Genomic DNA, 20,082 nt, shown 5'->3' with positions numbered 1-20,082 from the left:
GGGCTCGGCCCTGGTGCAGACCGCCGGCCGGACGATGGAAGAGATCGTCACCGGCGTGCGCCGGGTCAACGACATCATGGCCGAGATCTCGGCAGCCTCGAAGGAACAGTCCGCCGGTATCGAACAGGTCAACCAGACCATCACCCAGATGGACGAGACTACCCAGCAGAATGCCGCGCTGGTGGAGGAAGCGACGGCGGCCGCGCGCGCGATGGAAGAGCAGGCGCAGCAGCTGGGCACGGCGGTGGCGATCTTCCGCCTGCAGGCCAGTGCGGCGGCGGCGGGCACACCGGCGCGTCGTGCCACCCCCGCGCGGACCGCTGCGCGCGTGCCTGCGGCGGCAGTGGTCGGCGAGGACTGGCAGACCTTCTGATCCGGACCGGCGCGCCGGCAGGGCCGGTTCACCCGGTGCTCACCGCCGGGCGTTGGTAATCGGCGCTATTCTGTTTGCCGATGGTGAGCACATGACCTCTCGTTCCGACCGGCTCGGCCTGACCGCGTTGACTGCCCTGGTGGTCGGATCGATGATCGGCGCCGGCATTTTCTCGCTGCCACAGAACATCGCGCGCAGCGCCGGCCCGGGTGTGGCCTTGATCGGCTGGATGATCAGCGGCCTGGGCATGTTGATGCTGGCCTTCGTGTTCCAGAACCTGGCCAACCGCAAGCCCGAGCTGGATACCGGTATCTATGCGTACGCGCGCGCCGGGTTCGGCGATTACATCGGCTTTTCCGCGGCGTGGGGCTACTGGGTCTGCTCGCTGCTCGGCAATGTCAGCTACTTCGTGCTGATCTTCAGCGGCCTGGGCTATTTCGTGCCGGCCTTCGGCGAGGGCAATACCTGGCAGGCGGTGGCATGCGCCTCCGTGCTGCTGTGGGCGATGCACGCAATGATCCTGCGTGGCATCCGCCAGGCCGCCCTGGTCAATGCGGTCGTCACTGTCGCCAAGATCGTGCCCATCGTGGTGTTTCTGATCATCGCCGCCGTGGGCTTCAAGGCCGATATCTTCACCGGCGAGTTCTGGGGCACGGCGGAACTGGGCAGCCTGGGTGAGCAGCTGCGGGGCATGATGCTGATCACGGTCTGGGTGTTCATCGGCATCGAGGGTGCCAGCATCTACTCGCGGCGCGCGGCCAAGCGTTCGGATGTCGGGCGCGCGACGATCATCGGGTTTGTGTGCGTGCTCGCGCTGCTGATGCTGGTCAATCTGCTGTCGATGGGCGTACTGCGCCAGGAGGCGCTGGCACAGGCGCGCAATCCCTCGATGGCCTTCGTGCTGGAGGCCATCGTCGGGCCCTGGGGCGCCACGTTGATCATCATCGGCATGATCGTCTCGGTGCTGGGGGCATTGCTGGCATGGGTGCTGCTGTGCGCCGAAGTGCTGTACGCGGCAGCGGGGGATGGCACGATGCCGGCGTTCCTCGGGCGCGAGAACGCACGGCAGGTGCCCGCCAACGCGCTGTGGCTCACCAACGGGCTGATCCAGCTGTTTCTGATCATCACCCTGTTCAGTGCAGGCACCTATACCAGCCTGGTGCTGCTGGGGGCATCGATGAGCCTGGTGCCGTATCTGTTCTCGGCCGGTTACGGTGCATTGCTGGCGCTGCGCGGGGAAACCTATGGCGGACAGCCCGGGCTGCGGGTCCGCGATCTGCTGGTGGCCGGTCTGGCCACGGTATACGCGCTGTGGCTGGTCTATGCCGGTGGGCTGTCACAGGTGCTGCTGTCGGTGTTGCTGTACGCCCCGGGCATTGCCATGTTCGCGGCCGCCAAGCACCAGCATGGGCAGCAGCTGTTCACCCGGGCCGAGCAGGTGATCGTGGCGGCCGTGATCGTCGTTGCCGGCTGGGCGGCGTGGGGCCTCTACCAGGGTCATCTGCACCTGGCATGACCGCGCCGGATCGGCTCAGCCTTCCCGGTTGCCGCGCGCCACCAGTTCGGTCAGCAGATCGATCTGCTGTTGTTGCTGTTGCAGGACCTGCAGCAGGATCTGGTTGCTGACCGTATCGACCTTCTCGTGCAATGCCATGATCTCCAGTTCGGCCTTGAGGTTCACTTCGTAATCGTAGCTGGCCATGCGCCGGTCTTTTTCCGCCTGGCGGTTCTGGCTCATCATGATCACGGGCGCCTGGAGCGCGGCCAGCATCGACAGCATCAGGTTGAGGAAGATGTAAGGGTAAGGATCGAACGCGGTCGCACCGAGCACCTCGGTGTTGAGCACCACCCAGATCAGCAGGGCTGCGCCGAACAGCAGGATGAAGCGCCACGAGCCGCCGAACCGCGCGACCTGGTCGGCCAGCCGTTCGCCGAAGGTGGATTGCTCGGCCAGGCGCTGGTTGGGATCGTCGATGACCGCCTGGCGGCCGATGACGCGCTTGGCGATTGCGTCCAGGTCATGGGTCTGGCGGCCCAGCCACCGGGCGGCTTTTTCCAGTCGTTCGCTGTTGGGATGCGTGGACATTGCGGACTCCGGCGGACAGGTGCGGGCAGGGTGAGCCGCGGTGGGAGAACGCGTGGTGATGATGTGGCTGCTTCACGCTCCGCCGTTGGCTGCCGGTGCTGTCTGGAAACCGCGACGCCCCAGCCGCAGCGCCAGATGGACCAGCACGATCAACACCGGCACCTCCACCAGCGGCCCGATCACGGCGGCGAACGCGACCGGTGAGCCCAGACCGAAGGCGGCAATCGCGACGGCGATGGCCAGTTCGAAGTTGTTGCCGGTCGCGGTGAAGGCGATGGCGGTGGTGCGCGGATAGTCGCGTGCGATCCAGCGGCCCATGAAGAAGCTCAGCAGGAACTGCACGAAGAAGTAGATCGTCAGCGGCATGGCGATGCGTACCGCATCCAGCGGAATGCGCACCAGATCGCCGCCCTTGAGGCTGAACATCGCCACGATGGTGAACAGCAGTGCGATCAAGGTGACCGGGCTGATGGCGGGCAGGAAGCGCGTTTCATACCAGTCAGCCCCGCGCACCCGCAGCAGCAGCCGTCGCCCGAGATAGCCGGCCGCGAAGGGAATGCCCAGATACACCAGCACCGCGCCGGCGATGGTCCACGTGCTGACATCGATCACGCTGCGCTGCAGCCCGAACAACGGCGGCAGCACGGTCAGGAACAGCCACGCATAGACGCTGAAGAAGGCGATCTGGAACAGCGAGTTGAACGCGACCAGGCCGGCCACGTACTGATTGTCCCCGCGCGCGAGCTGGTTCCAGACCAGCACCATCGCGATGCAGCGGGCCAGGCCGATCAGGATCAGCCCGGTCATGTACTCCGGCCGGTCGTGCAGGAACAGTGCGGCCAGCGCGAACATCAGCACCGGCCCCACCACCCAGTTCTGCAGCAGCGACAGCGCCAGCACGCGCTTGTCGGCAAAGACGGCGGGCAGCGACTCGTACTTCACCTTGGCCAGGGGCGGGTACATCATCAGGATCAGGCCGGCGGCGATCGGCAGGTTGGTGCCGCCGATGGTCATGGCGTCCAGCGCGGCGGGCAGGCCGTCGAACAGGGTGCCCAGGGCCACGCCAAGCGCCATCGCCGCGAAGATCCACAGGGTGAGCCAGCGGTCCAGGAAGGACAGGCGTGGCGTGGCAGGTGTCGTCATCGCGATGGGCCCGGCAACCAACGGATCAGCACGACGGCGCGCATGGGCCAGCGGAACCGCAGTCCGCCTCGCCGGCGCAGCAGTTCTCGGTGAGGTAGCCGATCAGGCCGTTCATCGCCTCGAAGTCGGCGCGGTAGCAGATGCTGCGCCCACGCGGCTCCGCGCTGACCAGACCGGCCGCGCTCAGTTCCTTGAGGTGGAAGGACAGCGTGGCACCGGGCAGGCCGAGGTCGGCGGCGATTTCCCCGGGCAGACGGCCACCCCGGCCGGCCTGGACCAGCAGGCGGAAAACGCTCAGGCGGGTGGTATGCCCGAGGGCGGCCAGGGCGTGGGTTGCAGTTTTATGTTCCATGTTTCTAGAATAGTCGAACAATTAAGCCGGAGCAACCTCATGTCCTTGCTGCCCAACCTGACCTGTGCGGCGGTCGATCTCCCGGATCCCAGCCGGTTCGCCGGGCCCGCCAGTGCCCACCCGCCCCGGATCCTGGTGCTGTATGGATCGCTGCGTCCCCAGTCCTACAGCCGCCTGTTGGCCAGGGAAGTCGAGCGCTTGCTGCAGCACCTGGGCGCCGAGGTCCGTCTGTTTGACCCACACGGACTGCCGCTGGCCGATGCGGTGGACGCCGATCACCCCACGGTCCAGCAGCTTCGCGCCTGGTCGCAGTGGTCCGAAGGCCAGGTCTGGATCAGCCCGGAGCGCCACGGCACCCTCAGCGCCGTGTTCAAGAACCAGATCGATTGGCTGCCGTTGTCCGAAGGCAGCGTACGCCCCACCCAGGGCCGCACCCTGGCGGTGATGCAGGTGTGTGGCGGCTCGCAGTCCTTCAACGTGGTCAACGCATTGCGGGTGCTCGGGCGCTGGATGCGGATGGTGACGATCCCCAACCAGTCTTCGGTCGCCAAGGCCTGGCAGGAGTTCGATGCGCAGGGGCGGATGAAACCCTCGGCGTACTACGACCGTGTCGTGGATGTAGTGGAGGAGCTGGTCAAGTTCACCCTGCTGGTCCGTGACAACAGCGATTACCTCACCGACCGCTACAGCGAGCGCAAGGACGACGCGCAGGCGGCGCAGCTGGCCCGCGATGCCGGCGTGGTGGAGCCGGCCGCGACGCTGCCGCTTGCCGTGGGAGACCGCGCATGAAGGCGGTGATCTATCACAACCCGGCCTGCGCGACGTCGCGCAATGTGCTCGCCCTGATGCGCCATGCCGGCGTGGCGCCGGAGGTGGTGGAGTACCTGTGCACTCCGCCGGATCGCGAGCGTCTGATCGCACTGATCGCCGCTGCCGGCCTGCAGGTCCGCGATGCGCTTCGCCAGAAAGGCACCCCGTATGCCGCACTGGGCCTGGCCGATCCAACGCTGGACGACACCCGACTGCTGGATGCGATGCTGGCCCATCCGATCCTGATCAACCGGCCGTTCGTGCAGACCGAACTGGGGGTGCGCCTGGCGCGGCCCTCGGAGACCGTGCTGGAGATCCTGCCGCCGGTGCAGGCGCCGTTCCGCAAGGAAGATGGCGAGGTGGTGATCGACGCCCACGGCCGACGCGCCACAAAAAAGCCCGGTCAATGACCGGGCTCTTATCCACGCCTGCGTGCTGCCTTACCAGCGCATGCCGGCGAAGGGGTTCCAGCTGGTATCGCCCTTTACCTTTTCAAGGTAGTACGAATAGTTGGTGGTCAACGCGATCAGCACCGACCAGGCCACACCGATCGCACGGCCGACCACGTCCGGCAGGAAGGCCACGACGACCATCAGCACCAGGGTGATGCCCAGGATGGTCAGCGCCTTGCGCCACATGCCCAGGATCAGCAGGTAGATCCAGCTGAAGAACAGGGCGAAGAAGTTGAAGTTGACCTTGATCTTCTGGCCGAACGGCAGCGTCTTGTACGCGGCCTTGAAGGTTGGCGAATTGGGGGCGCCGTGCTGTTCGAAGAAGTTGAAGCGGAACTGCCACTTGGGGCTGTAGGGGGAAGCAGTGTTGGAATCCATATCCGAATCGTGTGTTGAAAACGATTACATGATAGCCGCAAGCTCTTGATCCGCGCCAATTTTTCGACGCTCTACATGCCGCCTGTCAGGGACTGCGCGGACCGTCACACATTCGTCCCGGTTTTCCGATAGGGTGCGCAATCCGCGCGGCAGGAAGCCCCGTGGGAAATGAGAAGTCAACGAGATGCCAGACCATGTCCATTGATGTGATGTCCCCCGAGCGCCCGCAAGCAGGGCCGCAGATTACCCCGTGCCCGGTTGCCACCCAGGCGCAACACCTGCTCGCCCAGCTGCAGTTTTCCCAGGTGAGCGCGCGCGCGCTGTCGCGCCCGCCGGTAGAGACCGACCTGGCCATCGCCGCCACCGCCGCCTGAGCCGCTGCCGCGCCTGTCAACGCTGCCGGCCCGACCCCCTCCAGGGCAGAAAAACTGCGCACCACCGGCGCCGCCTGATCCTGCGCAGGCGATGAGGACCGGTCGCGTTGCAGTAGGGGGCTGATCGGCGCCGCCAGCAAGCTGAATGGGCAGAAGCCCATGGCACAGGGCCTGCGCGCCCTTGGCCGCGAGGGGGCCTCCACTTGTCTCGATCCAAAAGCTGAATGCGGAGAAATCCCCGCGCCGCCCTTCGCGCGCACCTTACAATTCGCGCCCTAGACTGAGCCGCATTTTTCGTCTCAAGCGGTTTGGAGAGTTCGTGGGTTCCGGTAGTCACAGACATACGCTGCGTGCCGGTCTCCGGCCCGCGCCGACAGGACGCATGCGTGCCATCGTGTACGCCGGGCTCAGGATGCCCCTTTCCACACTTGGCACCCCCGGCCTGGCACGCCCTGCACAGGGACACCGCGCATGAGTACCCAGACCCTGAACGCCCCGCTGGACGCCGGCCGGGCGACGTTGCCGGCCGAGTCGCCGTTGCCGATGCCTGAGCAGTCCCTGCGCGAAGGGCAGCTGCAGGTTCCGCGCCAGCGCACCTCACCGCGGATGATCGGGCTGCGTCGTTTCTACATCCTGGGCGGTACCGCGGCGATGACCGCCGCCGCCAGCCGGATGATGTGGAAGGTGCTCGCCGTCAATGGAATCAGTGTGCTGGAAGCCTGCCTGCTGGTGCTGTTCGTGGGCCTGTTCGCCTGGATCGCGTTGTCCTTCGCCGGGGCGGTGGCCGGTTTCCTGACCGCGGTATTCGATCGGGGCTACAAGCTCGGCATCGATCCGGACGCGCCGCTGCCGACCGTGCATACGCGCACCGCGCTGCTGATGCCCACCTACAACGAAGATCCGCGCCGGTTGCTGGCCGGGTTGCAGGCGATCTATGAGTCGGTGGCCGAGACCGGCCAGCTGGCGAATTTCGATTTCTACGTGCTCAGCGATACCCGCCGCGATGACATCGGGCAGGCCGAGGAAGCGGCGTTCCACGCCTTGTGCGATGCGGTGGGCGGCCATGACCGCATCTTCTACCGTCGCCGCGGCGACAACAGCGGGCGCAAGGCCGGCAACATCGCCGATTGGGTCCGCCGTTTCGGCGGTGCCTACCCGCAGATGCTGATCCTGGACGCCGACAGCCTGATGACCGGCGACACCATCGTGCGCCTGGTCGCGGGCATGGAACACAACCCGGATGTTGGTCTGATCCAGACCCTGCCGGCGGTGGTTGGTGGGCGCACCCTGTTTGCCCGCATGCAGCAGTTCGGCGGGCGCGTATACGGCCCGGTGATCGGCCGCGGCGTGGCGTGGTGGCATGGCGCGGAGAGCAACTATTGGGGCCACAACGCGATCATCCGCACCCAGGCCTTCGCCGAGCAGGCCGGCCTGCCGTCGCTGCCGGGCAAGGAGCCGTTTGGTGGGCACGTGCTCAGCCACGATTTCGTCGAGGCCGCGCTGATGCGCCGTGGCGGCTGGGCCACCCACATGGTGCCCTACCTGAAAGGCAGCTATGAGGAAGGCCCGCCGACCCTGACCGATCTGCTGGTCCGCGACCGGCGCTGGTGCCAGGGCAACCTGCAGCACGCCAAGGTGGTCGGTTCCAAGGGCCTGCACTGGGTCAGCCGGATGCACATGCTGGTCGGCATCGGGCATTACTTCACCGCGCCGATGTGGGCGATGCTGATGCTGATCGGCATCGCGATTCCGCTGTTCCAGGGCGGCATCGACCTCAATGAAGTGCTGCATCTCTCGCCCGGTGTCTACTGGCGCCACCAGGATGAGACCCAGGTGATCCGCATGTTCGCGATCACCATGGTGGTGCTGCTCTCGCCCAAGGTACTGGGCTACCTGGCGATGCTGCTGGAGCCGGTCGAACGCCGTGGCTGCGGTGGCACCATCCGCGCCTTCATCTCGATGCTGCTGGAGACCATCCTCGCCGCGCTGATGGCGCCGGTGGTGATGTACGTGCAGTCGCGCGGTGTGGCTGAGGTGCTGGCCGGCAAGGACTCGGGCTGGGACGCGCAGCAGCGCGACGATGGCGGCGTGTCCTGGCTGGCGCTGGCGCGTGGCTATGGTGGGCTGAGTGTGTTCGGCCTGTTCATGGGCGCGCTGGCCTACGCGGTCTCGCCCTCGCTGGCCGCATGGATGGCACCGGTGGTGATCGGCATGGTGCTGGCGATTCCGGTGGTGGGCTTCACCTCCTCGCGCACCGCTGGCGTCTGGATGCACCGGCTGGGCCTGATGGAAATCCCGGAAGAATCGGCACCGCCCAAGGTGCTGGTGCGCGCGGCCGAGCTGCGCCGTGCTGCGGCCGAGGCACATCCCGCCGGCTGATCACGGCAATCCAGGTATCGCCGCCCCATTGCCGCGGGCCGCGGTCATAATGCGGCTTGAACGTACTGGAGCCGCCTGATGCTGGATACCGTGGAAAACGAAACCGGCGCCGACCCGCAGTGGTCGGTGCTGTGGCTGCATGGCCTGGGTGCCGACGGCCATGACTTCGCCCCGATCGTGCCCGAACTGGTGCGCCCGCACTGGCCGGCGATCCGCTTCGTGTTCCCGCATGCGCCGGTGCAGCCGATCACGATCAACAACGGCGTGCCGATGCGCGCCTGGTATGACATCGTCAGCATGGATTTCCGTTCGCGCGCGGACAGCGCCGGCGTGGACGCCTCGATCGTGGAACTGGAGCTGCTGATCGAGCGCGAGGTCGCCCGCGGCATTCCGGCCGAACGCATCCTGCTGGCCGGCTTCTCGCAGGGCGGGGCGGTGATCCTCAGTGCACTGCTGCGTCGCACCCGTCCGCTGGCCGGGCTGATCGCACTGTCCACCTATCTGCCGGATCCGGCCAAGGCAGCTTCCGCGCGCGTGGCCGATGCCATCAGCGTGCCGGTGTTCATGGCCCATGGCACCCAGGATCCGGTGATCCCGGTGGCGATCGCCGAGCACACCGCGCAGACGCTGAGCGCGCTCGGCCTGCCGGTGCAGTGGCACACCTACACGATGGCCCACCAGGTCTGCGCCGAGGAACTGCAGGCGCTGGGCGACTGGCTCGAGGCGCGCTTCGCCGCCTGACGCCATGAGCGACCCGCGCCAGCAGTCCTGGTTGCCCGAGCTGTGCCGCCTGCCGCGGCTGGCGGCGATGCTGGGGTTGGCCGAGCTGGTGGTCGTCGTGGTGGCGCTGGCCCCCGATGGCAGTCGCCACTGGACGCTGCCGGACTTCCTGTCCGCCAGCGGCTTCGCGTTGTGGCTGGCGCTGGCAGTGACGGTCAGCCTGTGCAGCGTGCGCGCGGTGCTCTCGCGCTTGCCCGAAGTGCCGGGCATGGTGCTGGTGGTGCTGATGACCGGGCTGATCGCCGGTGCGTGCGCGGCGATCGTGCATGCGCTGTACGGCGTGCTCGGCGGCAGCAGCTTTGCCCAGGCGGTCGGCTTCTGGCGGTTCACGTTGGGCAGTGCGGCGATGACCGCGCTGATCACTGCCTTGGCGCTGCGCTACTTCTACGTCAGCGACCGCGGCAGCGCGCAGATGCTGGCCAACGCACGGGCCCAGGCGGATGCATTGCAGGCGCGGATCCGGCCGCACTTCCTGTTCAACAGCATGAACCTGATCGCCAGCCTGCTGCGGCGTGATCCGGACGTGGCCGAGCGCGCGGTGCTGGATCTGTCCGATCTGTTCCGCGCAGCCCTCGGTGCCGGCGATGGCGATTCCACCCTGCAGGCCGAGTGCGAACTGGCCGAGCGCTATCTTTCGATCGAATCGCTACGGCTGGGCGAACGGCTGAAAGTGATCTGGCTGCGCGACGAGCCGCTGCCCTGGTCGTTGCCGATGCCGCGGCTGGTACTGCAGCCGCTGGTCGAAAATGCCGTGCTGCATGGCATCTCGCGGGTGCCCGCCGGTGGCACGATCGTGCTGGCACTGTCCAGTGACGGCACGAATCTGCGCATCCGCGTGCGTAACCCGGCACCGGACCCGGCCACGCGCGGGCTGCCGCTCCTGCAGGGCGCCGGGCATGCACAACGCAACATCGCCCATCGCCTGGCCTGGCGCTTCGGCCCGGCCGCGCGGATGACGGGGGCGTGGGCCGACGGCTACTATGCTTGCGAAATCACGGTCCCGGTCCAGTGAGGAAACTGTCTTGAAGGTGGTGATCGCCGACGACGAACCGCTGGCCCGCGAGCGCCTGCGCTCCCTGCTCGCTGACCAGGCCGGCATCGAGGTGGTGGCCGAGGCCGAGAACGGCGAACAGGCGCTGCACGCCTGCGCCGAGCTGCAACCGGACCTGGTCCTGCTCGACATCGCCATGCCCGGCCTGGACGGGCTGGAAGCCGCCCGCCATCTGGCCACCTTCGAGCCACGCCCGGCGGTGGTGTTCTGCACCGCGTACGACGCGCATGCGCTGTCCGCCTTCGAGGCAGCCGCGATCGACTACCTGATGAAGCCGGTGCGCCCCGAGCGCCTGGCGGCCGCGCTGGAGCGTGCGCGCACCTTCCTCGCCGGCCGCAGTGGCCCGGCGACCCCCGCCAGCCAGCAGGCGCGTACCCTGCTGTGCGCACGCCTGCGCGGCAGCCTGCGGCTGATCCCGGTCGAGGACATCCACTACCTGCAGGCCGAAGAAAAATACGTCGTGGTGCATCACGCCCGCGGCGAAGACCTGCTGGAGGAGTCGCTGAAGTCGCTGGAAGAGGAATTCGGCAACCGCTTCGTGCGCATCCACCGCAATTGCCTGGTCGCCCGGCACGAACTGGTCGAGCTGCGACGAAATGGCGCAGGCCAGGTCCAGGCGGTATTGCGGCATGGCCACGGGCCGCTGGAAGTCAGCCGCCGTTGCGTGGCCAGCCTGAAGCAGGACCTCAAGTACCTGTAGGCGGGGCTGTGCGCGACCGTTGGTCGATACGCCCCTGTGCGTCGATAATGGCGCCATGAAGACCCTGCGCATCGCCACCCGAAAGAGCCCGCTTGCCCTGTGGCAGAGCGAATATGTTGCCGACCTCCTGCGCCAGGCGCATCCCGGTCTGGAGGTGGTGCTGGTGCCGATGAGCACGCGCGGCGACGAGGTGCTGGATCGTTCGCTCGCCGCGATCGGCGGCAAGGGCCTGTTCCTCAAGGAACTGGAACTGGCCATGCTGCGTGGCGAAGCGGACTGCGCCGTGCATTCGCTCAAGGATGTGCCGATGGAGCTGGATGCGCCGTTCGCGCTGCCGGCGATGCTGACCCGTCATGACGCGGCCGATGGTTTCATCTCCAATCTGTACGCCTCGCTGGACGCGCTGCCGATCGGCGCGCGGGTAGGCACCTCGTCGCTGCGCCGCCAGGCCCAGCTGCGCGCGCTGCGCCCCGACCTGGAGCTGCAGGACCTGCGCGGCAACGTCAACACGCGCCTGGCCAAGCTGGACAACGGCGGCTACGACGCGATCGTGCTGGCCGTGGCGGGGCTGGAGCGCCTCGGCCTGGGCAACCGCATCGTGGCGCGCCTGGCCGCACCGGCGTGGTTGCCGGCACCGGCGCAGGGCGCGGTCACGGTGGAATGCAATGGCGAGGATGCCGGTGTGATGGCGTTGTTCGCCGCGCTCGACGATGCCGACACGCGCGCGTGCGTGGAAGCCGAGCGCGCGATGAACCGCGCGCTGCATGGCAGTTGCCACGTGCCGGTCGCCGGCTTTGCGCAATGGGAAGGCGAGAATCTGTTTCTGCAGGGCCTGGTCGGCGGTGTCGCCGATGGCCGCATCGTGCGCGCGGAGGCGCGTGGCCCGGCCAGTGATCCGGAGACGCTGGGCCAGCGCGTGGCGCGCGGCCTGCTCGATGCCGGTGCCGGGGAACTGCTCGCGGTCTGAGGCGCGTAGTGCCGGCCGCTGGCCGGCAGTCCATGCTGCACAAGGTACGCGATGAGCCGGCCAGCGGCCGGCACTACATCACGACGGCGGGCGCACAGGCGCCCGCAGCGATTACTTGAACTTGTAGACCACGTTCATGGTGGTCAGCGTGTCGGTCTTGCGCTTGTCATCGGCGACGTCGCTGTTGTGGCGCGCCTGCCAGCCGGCCTTCAGCGCCAGATGTTCGTTCATGCTCACCGACACGCCGAAATCGTTCTGCGCGAAGGTGTTGTACGAGCCCGATTCGACCAGCAGCGTGTTCACCAGGTCGGTGTTCGGGGTCAGCGTGTACTTGAGATCGAACAGGCCGCGGCCGATCAGGCCGGTGCGGGTCGCGTCGTCTTCGGTGTTGTGGGTGCGGCGCACACCGGGGCCGATCTGCGCATCCATGTAGAAGCGCTCGGCATCGATGATCCGGGTGCCGTAGCCCAGACCGAACGAGCTCTGGCGGTCGTAGGTGGCGAAATCGTCGCGCTCGTAACGCACCGTGGCGGTGATCTGGCGGTGTTCGCCCAGCTGCAGCGCGCTGCCGGCACTGCCGGTGTAACGGTTGGCGGTGGTGTTGCGGCGGCGGATGGTGGTGCCGTCGTCGTTGGTATCGGTGTATTCCGAGCGCGAGCGCAGGCCGAACAGATCCATGCTGTGCACCCAGTCATCGTCGGTGTAGCGCAGGCGCAGACGACCGTTGAAGCTCTCGGTATTGCTGTTGCCGCGGGCCGAGGCAAAGCCCAGTTCACCGCCACTGCCGCTCCAGGGGGAGGTCATCGCCGCCAGTTCGGCAGCGTCCTGTGCATAAACCGCCGGGGCGCAGAGCAGCAGGGGAACAAGCAACGAAACGCGCAGGGACATCAACGGTTCTCCGTGATCGGACAAGGGGGAGGGACAACAAGGGGGGGATGATACTTGATGCGTTCAGCGTCACATTCGGCGACGGGCCCCGGCTTTAGGGCACGTTCGGCCTCGGCCCCTGTTCAGGGAATATCGATACGCAGAGAGGCGTCGTCGAAGCGCGAATAGGTCACGGTGATCCGGAACGGCTGCCCGTTGGTTTCACCCTTGCGCTCGATCTGCACCGGCAGGCCCTGTGCATTGACCCAGTACAGCAGGCCATCCGGCGCGGCGGTTGCATGGCGCACCTCGTATTTGTGCGCGCGCTGGCCACCGGCGCGGTCTTCGCCGAGGTCGCGCACCTGCAGCTGTGCCGGCTCCAGATCGGCCGGCAATGGATTGCGCCACTGGGCCAGCATCCCTTCGGGCACCGGGATCTGGCGTACTTCGCCGGCACGCTGCAGGAAGAACGTGCCGCCAATGATGGTCTGCGGGCCATCGTCGGTGATCAGCCGATAGCGGTCCGGGGCCACGTAGTCCATCTGCGCCTCCAGGGCGCGCGGGCCCTGCATCTTCATCACCGCGTGGAAGCTGTGCAGTTGGCCGAAGCGCTGGCTGGCGGCCAGCACGGTACCGACCGGGTCGGCCGCCGGTGCGGCCGCGGCAGGCACCGCAGCCGCGGGCGTTTCACTGCGTCCGCAGCCACTGAGCAGCAGGGCGGCGGCGGACAGGGCAAGGGCGGGCAACAGGCGCATGACGGGCGGCAGCAGGCGGTGGGGGCCCCACGATAGCCGAAGATGCAGCCGAAGCCGCCACAACGACGGCGACTCGGACATAATCGGGTCATGGACCGATATGAACGCATCAACGCCCTGCATCGCCTGCTCAAGTCCGCCCGTTACCCGGTAACGGTGGCGGCCCTGCAGGAAAAACTGGAGTGTTCCCGCGCGACTGTCTACCGCGACCTGGCCTTCCTGCGCGATGCGCTGATGGCCCCGGTGGAAGGCGACGGCGAGGCGGGCTTCCGTTACCAGGCCGACGAGAGCGACCGCTTCGAGCTGCCGGGCCTGTGGCTCAGCTCGGAAGAACTGCACGCGCTGCTGGCCTCCCAGCACCTGCTCTCGCGCACGGGGGGCGGCGTGCTGTCCTCGGTGCTGGCCCCGCTGCAGCAGCGGATTGAAGGCCTGCTGGCCGCACAGGCCGGCGTCTCGACCTGGCCGGTTGACCGGGTCCGGGTGATTCCGCACCGCGGCCGCAAGTTCGATGAAGCCAGCTTCCGCGCCGTCGCCTCGGCGGTACTGGAGCGCAAGCAGCTGGCCTTCGAGTACCGGGCCCGCTCCACCGATGAGGCCACCCAGCGCACCGTGTCGCCGCAGCGCATGACCCACTACCGCGACAACTGGTACCTGGATGCGTGGGATCACGGTCGCGAAGGCCTGCGCAGTTTCGCGGTGGACCGCATCTACAAGGCACGCGTGATCGATACCACCGCGCGCGATGTGGATGAGACCGAGCTGGACGAACAGCTGGGCGCCAGCTACGGCATCTTCTCCGGGCCGCCCAAGGGCTGGGCCACCATCGTGTTCAGTGCCAAGGCCGCACGCTGGGTGGCCGATGAGCATTGGCATTCCAAGCAGCAGGGCCGCTTCCTGCCCGATGGCCGCTATGAGTTGAAACTGCCTTACAGCGTCTCGCGCGAACTGCTGATGGACGTGCTGCACTACGGCTCGGACGCGGAAATCGTGGAGCCGGTGATGCTGCGCGAACAGGCCAAGGCGCTGCTGGCACTGGCACTGACCAGTTACGAGTAAGCCGGCCGGGCCGGCATCGGCTCATGCCGTGGGGTCATATGCCCCGGATTCCGCAAGGGCCGGGGCGTGCGGTATCGTGGGGCGTTGCTGCCCTTATGGATCCCGCTGCCCCCATGAAAAAGTACCTGCTGCTCCCGTTGCTCGCCGCCTCGCTGGCCCTGGCTGCCTGCGGCAAGCCGGCCAACGATTCCAAGAAGCTGGTGGTTGCCGCCACCGCGGTGCCGCACGCCGAGATCCTCGCCGTGGTCAAGCCGATCCTGGAAAAGGAAGGCCTGACCCTGGATGTGCGCGTCTTCAATGACTACGTGCAGCCCAACGACCAGCTGGTGCAGAAGCAGGTTGACGTGAACTACTTCCAGACCGAGCCCTATCTGGACGCCTACAACCGGGACCGCAAGACCGACCTGGTCAAGGTGATCGGCGTGCATATCGAGCCCTTCGGTGCGTACTCGCGTCGTTTCAAATCGCTTGATGCGCTGCCCAACGGTGCCGACGTGGTGATCCCCAACGACCCGAGCAACAACAGCCGCGCGCTGATCCTGCTGCACAAGGCTGGCGTGATCACGCTCAAGGACCCGACCAATGCGTTGGCGACCCAGCGCGACATCATCGCCAACCCGAAGCAGCTCAAGTTCCGCGAGCTGGATTCGGCGATGCTGCCGCGCGTGCTGGACCAGGTCGATCTGGCCCTGATCAACACCAATTACGCGCTGGATGCCGGGCTCAACCCGACCCAGGATGCGCTGGCGATCGAAAGCAAGGATTCGCCGTACGTGAACTTCCTCGTCGCCCGCCCGGACAACAAGGACGATGCCCGCGTGCAGCAGCTGGCCAAGGCCCTGACCGGCCCGGAAGTGAAGGCTTTCATCGCCGAGAAGTACAAGGGTGCGGTCCTCCCGGCATTCTGACCGGCACCCACGGTAGAACCACGCCATGCGTGGCTGGCCGCACCCGCGCGGCAATGATCGCCGACGCGGGCCTCACCCCACGCGGAAGCCCATCGTCGCCTCCACCGCCTGCTGCCAGCCGCTGTACAGCGCCTCGCGCTGATCCACCGGCATCTGCGGGGTGAAGCGGCGGTCCACCGCCCATTGCTCGGCGATCTCCGCCCGGCTGCGCCAGAACCCGGTGGCCAGCCCGGCCAGATAGGCCGCGCCCAGCGCGGTGGTTTCGGCCACCTGCGGGCGCAGCACCGGCACGCCCAGGATGTCGCTCTGGAACTGCGCCATGAAGTCATTGGCGATCGCACCGCCATCGGCGCGCAGTTCCTTCAGCTCGATCCCCGCATCGGCCTGCATCGCCGCCAGCACGTCGCGGGTCTGGTACGCCATCGATTCCACCGCCGCGCGGATGAAGTGCTCCTTGGTGGTGCCGCGGGTCAGCCCGAACATCGCGCCGCGCACATCGCTGCGCCAGTACGGCGCCCCAAGCCCCACGAACGCGGGTACCAGGTACACGCCGCCATTGTCCGCGGCACGCTCGGCATAGGCCTGGCAATCGCTGGATTTGCCGAACATCCGCAGCCCGTCGCGCAGCCATTGCACCACCGAGCCGGCGACGAAGATCGAGCCCTCCAGTGCGTACTCCACACGTCCATCAATGCCCCACGCGATGGTGGTCAGCAGGCCGTTCTCGGATACCACTGCCTTCTCGCCGGTGTTCATCAGCATGAAACAGCCGGTGCCGTAGGTGTTCTTGGCCATGCCCGGCTCGAAGCAGGCCTGGCCGAACAGCGCGGCCTGCTGGTCGCCGGCGATGCCGGCAATGGGCAGGTGCTGGTCGAAGAAGAACTGCGCCTGGGTGGTGGCATACACCTCGCTGGAACTGCGCACCTGCGGCAGCATCGCGCGCGGGATGTTGAACAGCGCCAGCAGTTCATCGTCCCACTGCAGCGCATGGATATCGAACAGCAGCGTGCGCGCGGCATTGGTGACATCGGTGACGTGCGCCTGGCCGCCACTGAGGTTCCAGATCAACCAGCTGTCGATGGTGCCGAACAGCAGCTCGCCGCGTTCAGCACGTGCCTGTGCGCAATCGACGTGATCGAGGATCCAGCGGATCTTGGTCGCGGAAAAATAGGCATCGATCAACAGCCCCGTCTTGCGCCGGATCAGCGGCTCGTGGCCATCGGCCTTGAGCTGTTCGCAGATCGCATGGCTCTGCCGCGACTGCCACACCACGGCGTTGTGGATCGGCTGCCCGGTAGCCTTGTCCCAGACCACCGTGGTCTCGCGCTGGTTGGTGATGCCGATGCCGGCGATCGTGCGCGGGTCCACCTGGTAGCGGTTCAACAGCTCGGTGATCGTGGTGTAGACACTGGTCAGGATCTCGCGCGGGTCATGCTCCACCCAGCCCGGCTGCGGGAAGATCTGGGTGAACTCGCGTTGCGCGCTGCCGGCGATGCGCCCGGCATGATCGAACAGGATGGCGCGCGAACTGGTCGTGCCCTGGTCGATGGCGAGCACGTAGTGCTTGTCCATGGTCTGCTCCGTGGAAATCGATGCCGTGAGGCGTGACAGGCGTACAGCCTACGGCATCGAAACACGCGCCTGCAGGCTGGCGGCCAGCGCTTCTCGCTGTGCCGCGCCCACGCGCAAGCCCAGGTGGCTTCGGCGCCACAGCACGTCGTCAGCGGTGCGGGCCCATTCGTGCGCGATGAGGTAGTCCAGTTCGCGGTCGTAGAGGCCGCCGCCGTGGTCCTGGCCCAGCGCGTCGAGTGTCTGTGCGCCGGCGAGCAGCCCGACCGCACGGGTGCCGTAGCTGCGGGCCAGGCGCTGCAGCAGGGCAGGGGGCAGGCGAGGGTGGTCACGCTGCAGCGCTTCGGCCACCTCTATGGCGGTGCCGCCATCGCCCCCCGGCAACGGTGGCCCACCGGCAGTCCACGCCGCGCCCATCTCCGGCAGCGCGGGTGCGAGCCGCCCCAGCGCGTCCTCGGCCAGTGCGCGGTAGGTGGTCAGCTTGCCGCCCAGCACGCTCAGCAGCGGCGCGCCGGCCGTATCCACCGCCAGCCGGTAGTCGCGCGTGACCCGCGATGCATCGCGGTGATGATCGGCCAACAGGGGGCGCACCCCGCTGTAGCGCCAGACGATGTCCTCGGCGCGCACCGGAACGCGCACGAACCGGTTCACCGCCTCGAGCAGATAGGCCTGTTCGTCGGCGCGGGGCTGCACCTGCGCCGGGTCGCCGTCGTAGTCGGTATCGGTGGTGCCGATCAGGGTGAAGTCCTGTTCGAACGGAATCGCGAACACCACCCGCTGGTCGGGTTGCTGGAACAGGTACGCACTGTCATGGGCGAACAGGCGCGGCACCACCAGGTGGCTGCCCTGCACCAGCCGCACTCCCAACGGGGCATCGAGTCCGGCCCGTTCCAGCACAGTGCCGGCCCACGGCCCACTGGCATTGACCACGCAGCGCGCGCGGAGGCGCTGCACGTCGCCGTTGGCGGTGCGCAGTACGGCCCACCAGTGATCGTGGTGGCGGATCAATTGTTCGCAGCGGGTGCGTGTGCGGATGTCGGCGCCGCGCTCATGCGCATCGAGCGCGTTGAGCACCACCAGCCGGGCATCGTTGACGCGTGCATCGGCGTAGGTGAAGCCGGTCCGGTAGGCGGGCTGCAATGCAGCGCCGCTCGGATCGCGCTGCAGGTCGATGCGCTGCGAGCGCGGAAAATGGGGAGTGGCATGGCCAAGGTGGTCGTAGAGCCACAGGCCCGTGCGCAGCATCCACGCCGGGCGCAGATGGCGCGCATGCGGCAGCACGAAGCGGGTCGGGGCGATCAGATGCGGCGCAAGCTGGCGCAGCGTTTCGCGTTCGTTGAGCGCCTTGCGTACCAGCGCGAACTCGCCCTGCTGCAGGTAGCGCAGGCCGCCATGGATCAGCTTGGTGCTGGCGCTGGAAGTGTGCGCGGCCAAGTCATCCTGCTCGCACAGGCAGACCGACAGGCCGCGTCCTGCTGCGTCGCGGGCGATGCCGGCGCCGTTGATGCCCCCGCCCACCACCAGCACGTCGAAGGATTCGCTCATCGGCTCCCCGGGGCGGACCGGTCCGGTCCATCGTCACCCCAGTGTCGGCCACCGGCCGGCAACGCCCGATGAAAGTTTCAGGCCCCACGTTGCAGGCCCCACAACGACAACGGGCCCGCGAGGGGCCCGTTGTACGTATTGCGTGGAAGTGGAACGGCGTGCTTAGAAGCGCGCGCCGATGCCGAAGCCCACGGTCCACGGATCCAGCTTGGCCTTGTCGCCGGTGCCTTCACCGTTGACGGTCAGCTCCGGGCGCGAATGCATGTAGCGGGCATCGGCACGGGCGAACCAGGTGCTGTTGATGTTCATGTCCACGCCGACGGTGCCGATCGCGCCCTTGGCGGTCTTGACGCCGATATGGCCGATGTCGCTGGCGAGGTCTTCATTGCTGAAGTTGGACTCGTAGTAACCGGCGCCCACGAACGGACGGAACACGTTGTCGGCCTGGCCGAAGTGGTACTGGCCGCTCAGCGCGATCGGCTGCTGCTCGACGGTGCCCAGGCGGGCGCCATCGGTGCCGCGCACGCGGTGATCGAACTTGTCGGCTGCGCCCCACAGTTCCACGGCCCAGTTGTCGTTGATGTAGTAGCTGAAGCTCAGGGTCGGGGCCGGGCCGCCGTCCACCTTGCGCACGCCATCGAGCGGATCGTTCTTGGGCTGCAGCAGCGACACGCCGCCGACCACGGCGAAGTGCTTGCCAGAAGCGGTATCAACAGTGCTGTCCTGCGCGAAAGCAGCCGGCGCAAAAGCAAGAGCAGTCAGGGTAGCCAGGGTCAGGGTACGGATGGAGCGCATGGGGGAATCTCCTCAGGATGTTTTTGTTCTGGGCCCCGGTGTTGTGGGGCGAGGCAACCGTAGTCCCCGCAATATGAATCGCATCCGACGCACGTTAAAATTTAGTTGTTTCCATTCAGCGATCAGTGCGAAACCGCTGCATTTACGGGCGATGATGCGATGCCTGACATTCATTCATCTGGTGATGGTGTGATGGAAACCACAACGTGCATCGGCCTCCCTGCGCAGCTGGACGTCGACTGCCGCGTGCTGGTACTCGGTTCGATGCCGGGTGTCGCATCGCTGCAGGCGGGGCAGTACTACGCCCATCCGCGCAATCGTTTCTGGCCGCTGATGGGCGTGCTGTGCGGGATCGACGCGGCGCTTCCTTATCCGGATCGCGTGCGCGCATTGAACGCGCGCGGTGTGGGCGTGTGGGATGTGATCGGGCAGTGCGAGCGACGCGGCAGCCTGGATGCGTCGATCGTGCGCGGCAGTGAAGTGCCCAATGCGCTTGGGGTACTGATCGACGGATGGCCTGCGCTGCGCGCGATCGCCTGCAATGGCGGCACCGCGTACCGGGCGTTCCAGCGTTTCATCGTGCCGGCGCTGCTTGATGCGGCGCACGAGGTGCCGGTCTGGTCGCTGCCCTCCACCAGCCCGGCGAACGCGGCGTGGCCGTTGCCTCGGCTGGTGGAGGCATGGCAGCCGCTGGCCGATGCCATCCGGCGCTGAGGCGGGGACAGCGCCGGACAATACGGTA

At 67.1% G+C, this 20,082-nt stretch carries 22 protein-coding genes; 13 read left to right on the top strand and 9 right to left on the bottom strand.

Going from position 1 to position 20,082, the window contains the following annotated elements; translation table 11 throughout:
• Both ACW6W5_RS16785 and arcD read left to right on the top strand, forming a co-directional pair.
• Positions 1-373 (top strand): methyl-accepting chemotaxis protein (locus tag ACW6W5_RS16785; protein ID WP_458233665.1); only part of this gene is annotated, 373 nt, incomplete at its 5' end.
• A 91-nt stretch (positions 374-464) separates the two neighbouring features.
• Entirely contained in the window at positions 465-1,889 is a 1,425-nt protein-coding gene (arcD, locus tag ACW6W5_RS16780) for an arginine-ornithine antiporter (protein WP_121040133.1), read from the top strand.
• A 15-nt stretch (positions 1,890-1,904) separates the two neighbouring features.
• On the opposite strand, the gene ACW6W5_RS16775 is transcribed toward arcD, so the two are convergent.
• From ACW6W5_RS16775 to ACW6W5_RS16765, 3 genes are all read right to left on the bottom strand, one after another.
• The gene (locus ACW6W5_RS16775) at positions 1,905-2,459 is read right to left on the bottom strand and encodes a DUF1003 domain-containing protein (RefSeq protein ID WP_121040131.1); all 555 of its coding nucleotides are present in this window, start codon (positions 2,457-2,459) and stop codon (positions 1,905-1,907) included.
• Positions 2,460-2,531: 72 nt separating this feature from the next.
• Entirely contained in the window at positions 2,532-3,602 is a 1,071-nt protein-coding gene (gene arsB, locus ACW6W5_RS16770; RefSeq protein WP_152151075.1) for an ACR3 family arsenite efflux transporter, read from the bottom strand.
• A gap of 25 nt (positions 3,603-3,627) precedes the next feature.
• The gene (locus ACW6W5_RS16765) at positions 3,628-3,954 is read right to left on the bottom strand and encodes an ArsR/SmtB family transcription factor (protein WP_121040127.1); all 327 of its coding nucleotides are present in this window, start codon (positions 3,952-3,954) and stop codon (positions 3,628-3,630) included.
• Positions 3,955-3,993: 39 nt separating this feature from the next.
• Between ACW6W5_RS16765 and arsH the strand changes: the two genes are divergently transcribed.
• Together arsH and arsC are read left to right on the top strand one after the other, a co-directional pair.
• A complete protein-coding gene (gene arsH, locus ACW6W5_RS16760) occupies positions 3,994-4,743 on the top strand; it encodes an arsenical resistance protein ArsH (RefSeq protein WP_121040125.1) in 750 nt (249 codons plus the stop codon).
• Positions 4,740-5,174 (top strand): arsenate reductase (glutaredoxin), encoded by a 435-nt coding sequence (arsC, locus tag ACW6W5_RS16755; RefSeq protein WP_121040123.1) that lies wholly within the window; start codon positions 4,740-4,742, stop codon positions 5,172-5,174. The genes arsH and arsC overlap by 4 nt, the downstream gene beginning before the upstream one ends.
• Positions 5,175-5,204: 30 nt before the next feature.
• Here the strand turns inward: arsC and ACW6W5_RS16750 are convergent, their stop codons facing one another.
• Positions 5,205-5,594: a DUF2628 domain-containing protein gene (locus ACW6W5_RS16750; RefSeq protein ID WP_088433745.1), complete on the bottom strand. Its 390-nt coding sequence runs from the start codon at positions 5,592-5,594 to the stop codon at positions 5,205-5,207.
• A gap of 194 nt (positions 5,595-5,788) precedes the next feature.
• Here ACW6W5_RS16750 and ACW6W5_RS16745 point away from each other — a divergent pair, with 194 nt between their 5' ends.
• The 6 genes from ACW6W5_RS16745 to hemC all read left to right on the top strand — a co-directional run bounded on the left by ACW6W5_RS16745 (position 5,789) and on the right by hemC (position 11,845).
• The gene (locus tag ACW6W5_RS16745) at positions 5,789-5,968 is read left to right on the top strand and encodes a hypothetical protein (RefSeq protein ID WP_121040121.1); all 180 of its coding nucleotides are present in this window, start codon (positions 5,789-5,791) and stop codon (positions 5,966-5,968) included.
• Positions 5,969-6,439: 471 nt separating this feature from the next.
• Positions 6,440-8,347, top strand: a complete 1,908-nt coding sequence (mdoH, locus tag ACW6W5_RS16740; protein ID WP_121040119.1) for a glucans biosynthesis glucosyltransferase MdoH — start codon at positions 6,440-6,442, stop codon at positions 8,345-8,347.
• Between the two features lie 75 nt (positions 8,348-8,422).
• Positions 8,423-9,088 (top strand): alpha/beta hydrolase, encoded by a 666-nt coding sequence (locus ACW6W5_RS16735; RefSeq protein WP_183073762.1) that lies wholly within the window; start codon positions 8,423-8,425, stop codon positions 9,086-9,088.
• 4 nt (positions 9,089-9,092) lie between these two features.
• A complete protein-coding gene (locus tag ACW6W5_RS16730) occupies positions 9,093-10,139 on the top strand; it encodes a sensor histidine kinase (RefSeq protein ID WP_121040115.1) in 1,047 nt (348 codons plus the stop codon).
• A gap of 10 nt (positions 10,140-10,149) precedes the next feature.
• On the top strand, positions 10,150-10,878 hold the full coding sequence (locus ACW6W5_RS16725) for a LytR/AlgR family response regulator transcription factor (protein WP_121040113.1): 729 nt from the start codon (positions 10,150-10,152) through the stop codon (positions 10,876-10,878).
• 55 nt (positions 10,879-10,933) lie between these two features.
• Positions 10,934-11,845, top strand: coding sequence for a hydroxymethylbilane synthase (gene hemC, locus ACW6W5_RS16720; RefSeq protein ID WP_152151077.1), 912 nt, complete (start codon positions 10,934-10,936; stop codon positions 11,843-11,845).
• Positions 11,846-11,956: 111 nt separating this feature from the next.
• On the opposite strand, the gene ACW6W5_RS16715 is transcribed toward hemC, so the two are convergent.
• Entirely contained in the window at positions 11,957-12,733 is a 777-nt protein-coding gene (locus tag ACW6W5_RS16715; RefSeq protein WP_121040108.1) for a DUF481 domain-containing protein, read from the bottom strand.
• Positions 12,734-12,855: 122 nt separating this feature from the next.
• Entirely contained in the window at positions 12,856-13,467 is a 612-nt protein-coding gene (locus tag ACW6W5_RS16710; RefSeq protein ID WP_121040106.1) for a hypothetical protein, read from the bottom strand.
• A gap of 90 nt (positions 13,468-13,557) precedes the next feature.
• On the opposite strand from ACW6W5_RS16710, the gene ACW6W5_RS16705 reads away from it, so the two are divergent.
• The gene (locus ACW6W5_RS16705) at positions 13,558-14,523 is read left to right on the top strand and encodes a helix-turn-helix transcriptional regulator (protein WP_121040104.1); all 966 of its coding nucleotides are present in this window, start codon (positions 13,558-13,560) and stop codon (positions 14,521-14,523) included.
• 113 nt (positions 14,524-14,636) lie between these two features.
• Complete coding sequence (locus ACW6W5_RS16700) at positions 14,637-15,431, top strand: MetQ/NlpA family ABC transporter substrate-binding protein (protein WP_121040102.1); 795 nt, start codon at positions 14,637-14,639, stop codon at positions 15,429-15,431.
• 72 nt (positions 15,432-15,503) lie between these two features.
• On the opposite strand, the gene glpK is transcribed toward ACW6W5_RS16700, so the two are convergent.
• The 3 genes from glpK to ACW6W5_RS16685 form a co-directional block, all read right to left on the bottom strand.
• Positions 15,504-17,003: a glycerol kinase GlpK gene (glpK, locus tag ACW6W5_RS16695; protein WP_152151079.1), complete on the bottom strand. Its 1,500-nt coding sequence runs from the start codon at positions 17,001-17,003 to the stop codon at positions 15,504-15,506.
• A 48-nt stretch (positions 17,004-17,051) separates the two neighbouring features.
• On the bottom strand, positions 17,052-18,545 hold the full coding sequence (glpD, locus tag ACW6W5_RS16690; protein ID WP_152151081.1) for a glycerol-3-phosphate dehydrogenase: 1,494 nt from the start codon (positions 18,543-18,545) through the stop codon (positions 17,052-17,054).
• Between the two features lie 162 nt (positions 18,546-18,707).
• Complete coding sequence (locus ACW6W5_RS16685) at positions 18,708-19,340, bottom strand: OmpW/AlkL family protein (protein WP_019183623.1); 633 nt, start codon at positions 19,338-19,340, stop codon at positions 18,708-18,710.
• A gap of 192 nt (positions 19,341-19,532) precedes the next feature.
• Between ACW6W5_RS16685 and ACW6W5_RS16680 the strand changes: the two genes are divergently transcribed.
• Positions 19,533-20,054 carry a DNA-deoxyinosine glycosylase gene (locus tag ACW6W5_RS16680; RefSeq protein ID WP_152151083.1) on the top strand — a complete coding sequence of 174 codons (522 nt, stop codon included), beginning with the start codon at positions 19,533-19,535 and terminating at the stop codon, positions 20,052-20,054.
• The last annotated feature ends 28 nt before the right edge of the window (positions 20,055-20,082 follow it).

The organism is Stenotrophomonas sp. IS26 (genome assembly GCF_054188265.1).
The sequence above is the reverse complement of the archived record's forward strand: the minus strand, read 5'-3'. Positions and strand labels throughout refer to the sequence as shown.

What these genes read in the sequence shown, in the direction of transcription:
- ACW6W5_RS16765 (WP_121040127.1), bottom strand. Translation starts at nt 3,954, where the DNA reads ATGGAACATAAAACTGCAACCCACGCCCTGGCCGCCCTCGGGCATACC.
- arsC (WP_121040123.1), top strand. Translation starts at nt 4,740, where the DNA reads ATGAAGGCGGTGATCTATCACAACCCGGCCTGCGCGACGTCGCGCAAT.
- ACW6W5_RS16775 (WP_121040131.1), bottom strand. Translation starts at nt 2,459, where the DNA reads ATGTCCACGCATCCCAACAGCGAACGACTGGAAAAAGCCGCCCGGTGG.
- ACW6W5_RS16710 (WP_121040106.1), bottom strand. Translation starts at nt 13,467, where the DNA reads ATGCGCCTGTTGCCCGCCCTTGCCCTGTCCGCCGCCGCCCTGCTGCTC.
- mdoH (WP_121040119.1), top strand. Translation starts at nt 6,440, where the DNA reads ATGAGTACCCAGACCCTGAACGCCCCGCTGGACGCCGGCCGGGCGACG.
- ACW6W5_RS16730 (WP_121040115.1), top strand. Translation starts at nt 9,093, where the DNA reads ATGAGCGACCCGCGCCAGCAGTCCTGGTTGCCCGAGCTGTGCCGCCTG.
- arsB (WP_152151075.1), bottom strand. Translation starts at nt 3,602, where the DNA reads ATGACGACACCTGCCACGCCACGCCTGTCCTTCCTGGACCGCTGGCTC.
- arcD (WP_121040133.1), top strand. Translation starts at nt 465, where the DNA reads ATGACCTCTCGTTCCGACCGGCTCGGCCTGACCGCGTTGACTGCCCTG.
- ACW6W5_RS16705 (WP_121040104.1), top strand. Translation starts at nt 13,558, where the DNA reads ATGGACCGATATGAACGCATCAACGCCCTGCATCGCCTGCTCAAGTCC.
- ACW6W5_RS16685 (WP_019183623.1), bottom strand. Translation starts at nt 19,340, where the DNA reads ATGCGCTCCATCCGTACCCTGACCCTGGCTACCCTGACTGCTCTTGCT.
- ACW6W5_RS16750 (WP_088433745.1), bottom strand. Translation starts at nt 5,594, where the DNA reads ATGGATTCCAACACTGCTTCCCCCTACAGCCCCAAGTGGCAGTTCCGC.
- ACW6W5_RS16715 (WP_121040108.1), bottom strand. Translation starts at nt 12,733, where the DNA reads ATGTCCCTGCGCGTTTCGTTGCTTGTTCCCCTGCTGCTCTGCGCCCCG.
- ACW6W5_RS16680 (WP_152151083.1), top strand. Translation starts at nt 19,533, where the DNA reads ATGGAAACCACAACGTGCATCGGCCTCCCTGCGCAGCTGGACGTCGAC.
- hemC (WP_152151077.1), top strand. Translation starts at nt 10,934, where the DNA reads ATGAAGACCCTGCGCATCGCCACCCGAAAGAGCCCGCTTGCCCTGTGG.
- glpK (WP_152151079.1), bottom strand. Translation starts at nt 17,003, where the DNA reads ATGGACAAGCACTACGTGCTCGCCATCGACCAGGGCACGACCAGTTCG.
- ACW6W5_RS16700 (WP_121040102.1), top strand. Translation starts at nt 14,637, where the DNA reads ATGAAAAAGTACCTGCTGCTCCCGTTGCTCGCCGCCTCGCTGGCCCTG.
- ACW6W5_RS16745 (WP_121040121.1), top strand. Translation starts at nt 5,789, where the DNA reads ATGTCCATTGATGTGATGTCCCCCGAGCGCCCGCAAGCAGGGCCGCAG.
- glpD (WP_152151081.1), bottom strand. Translation starts at nt 18,545, where the DNA reads ATGAGCGAATCCTTCGACGTGCTGGTGGTGGGCGGGGGCATCAACGGC.
- arsH (WP_121040125.1), top strand. Translation starts at nt 3,994, where the DNA reads ATGTCCTTGCTGCCCAACCTGACCTGTGCGGCGGTCGATCTCCCGGAT.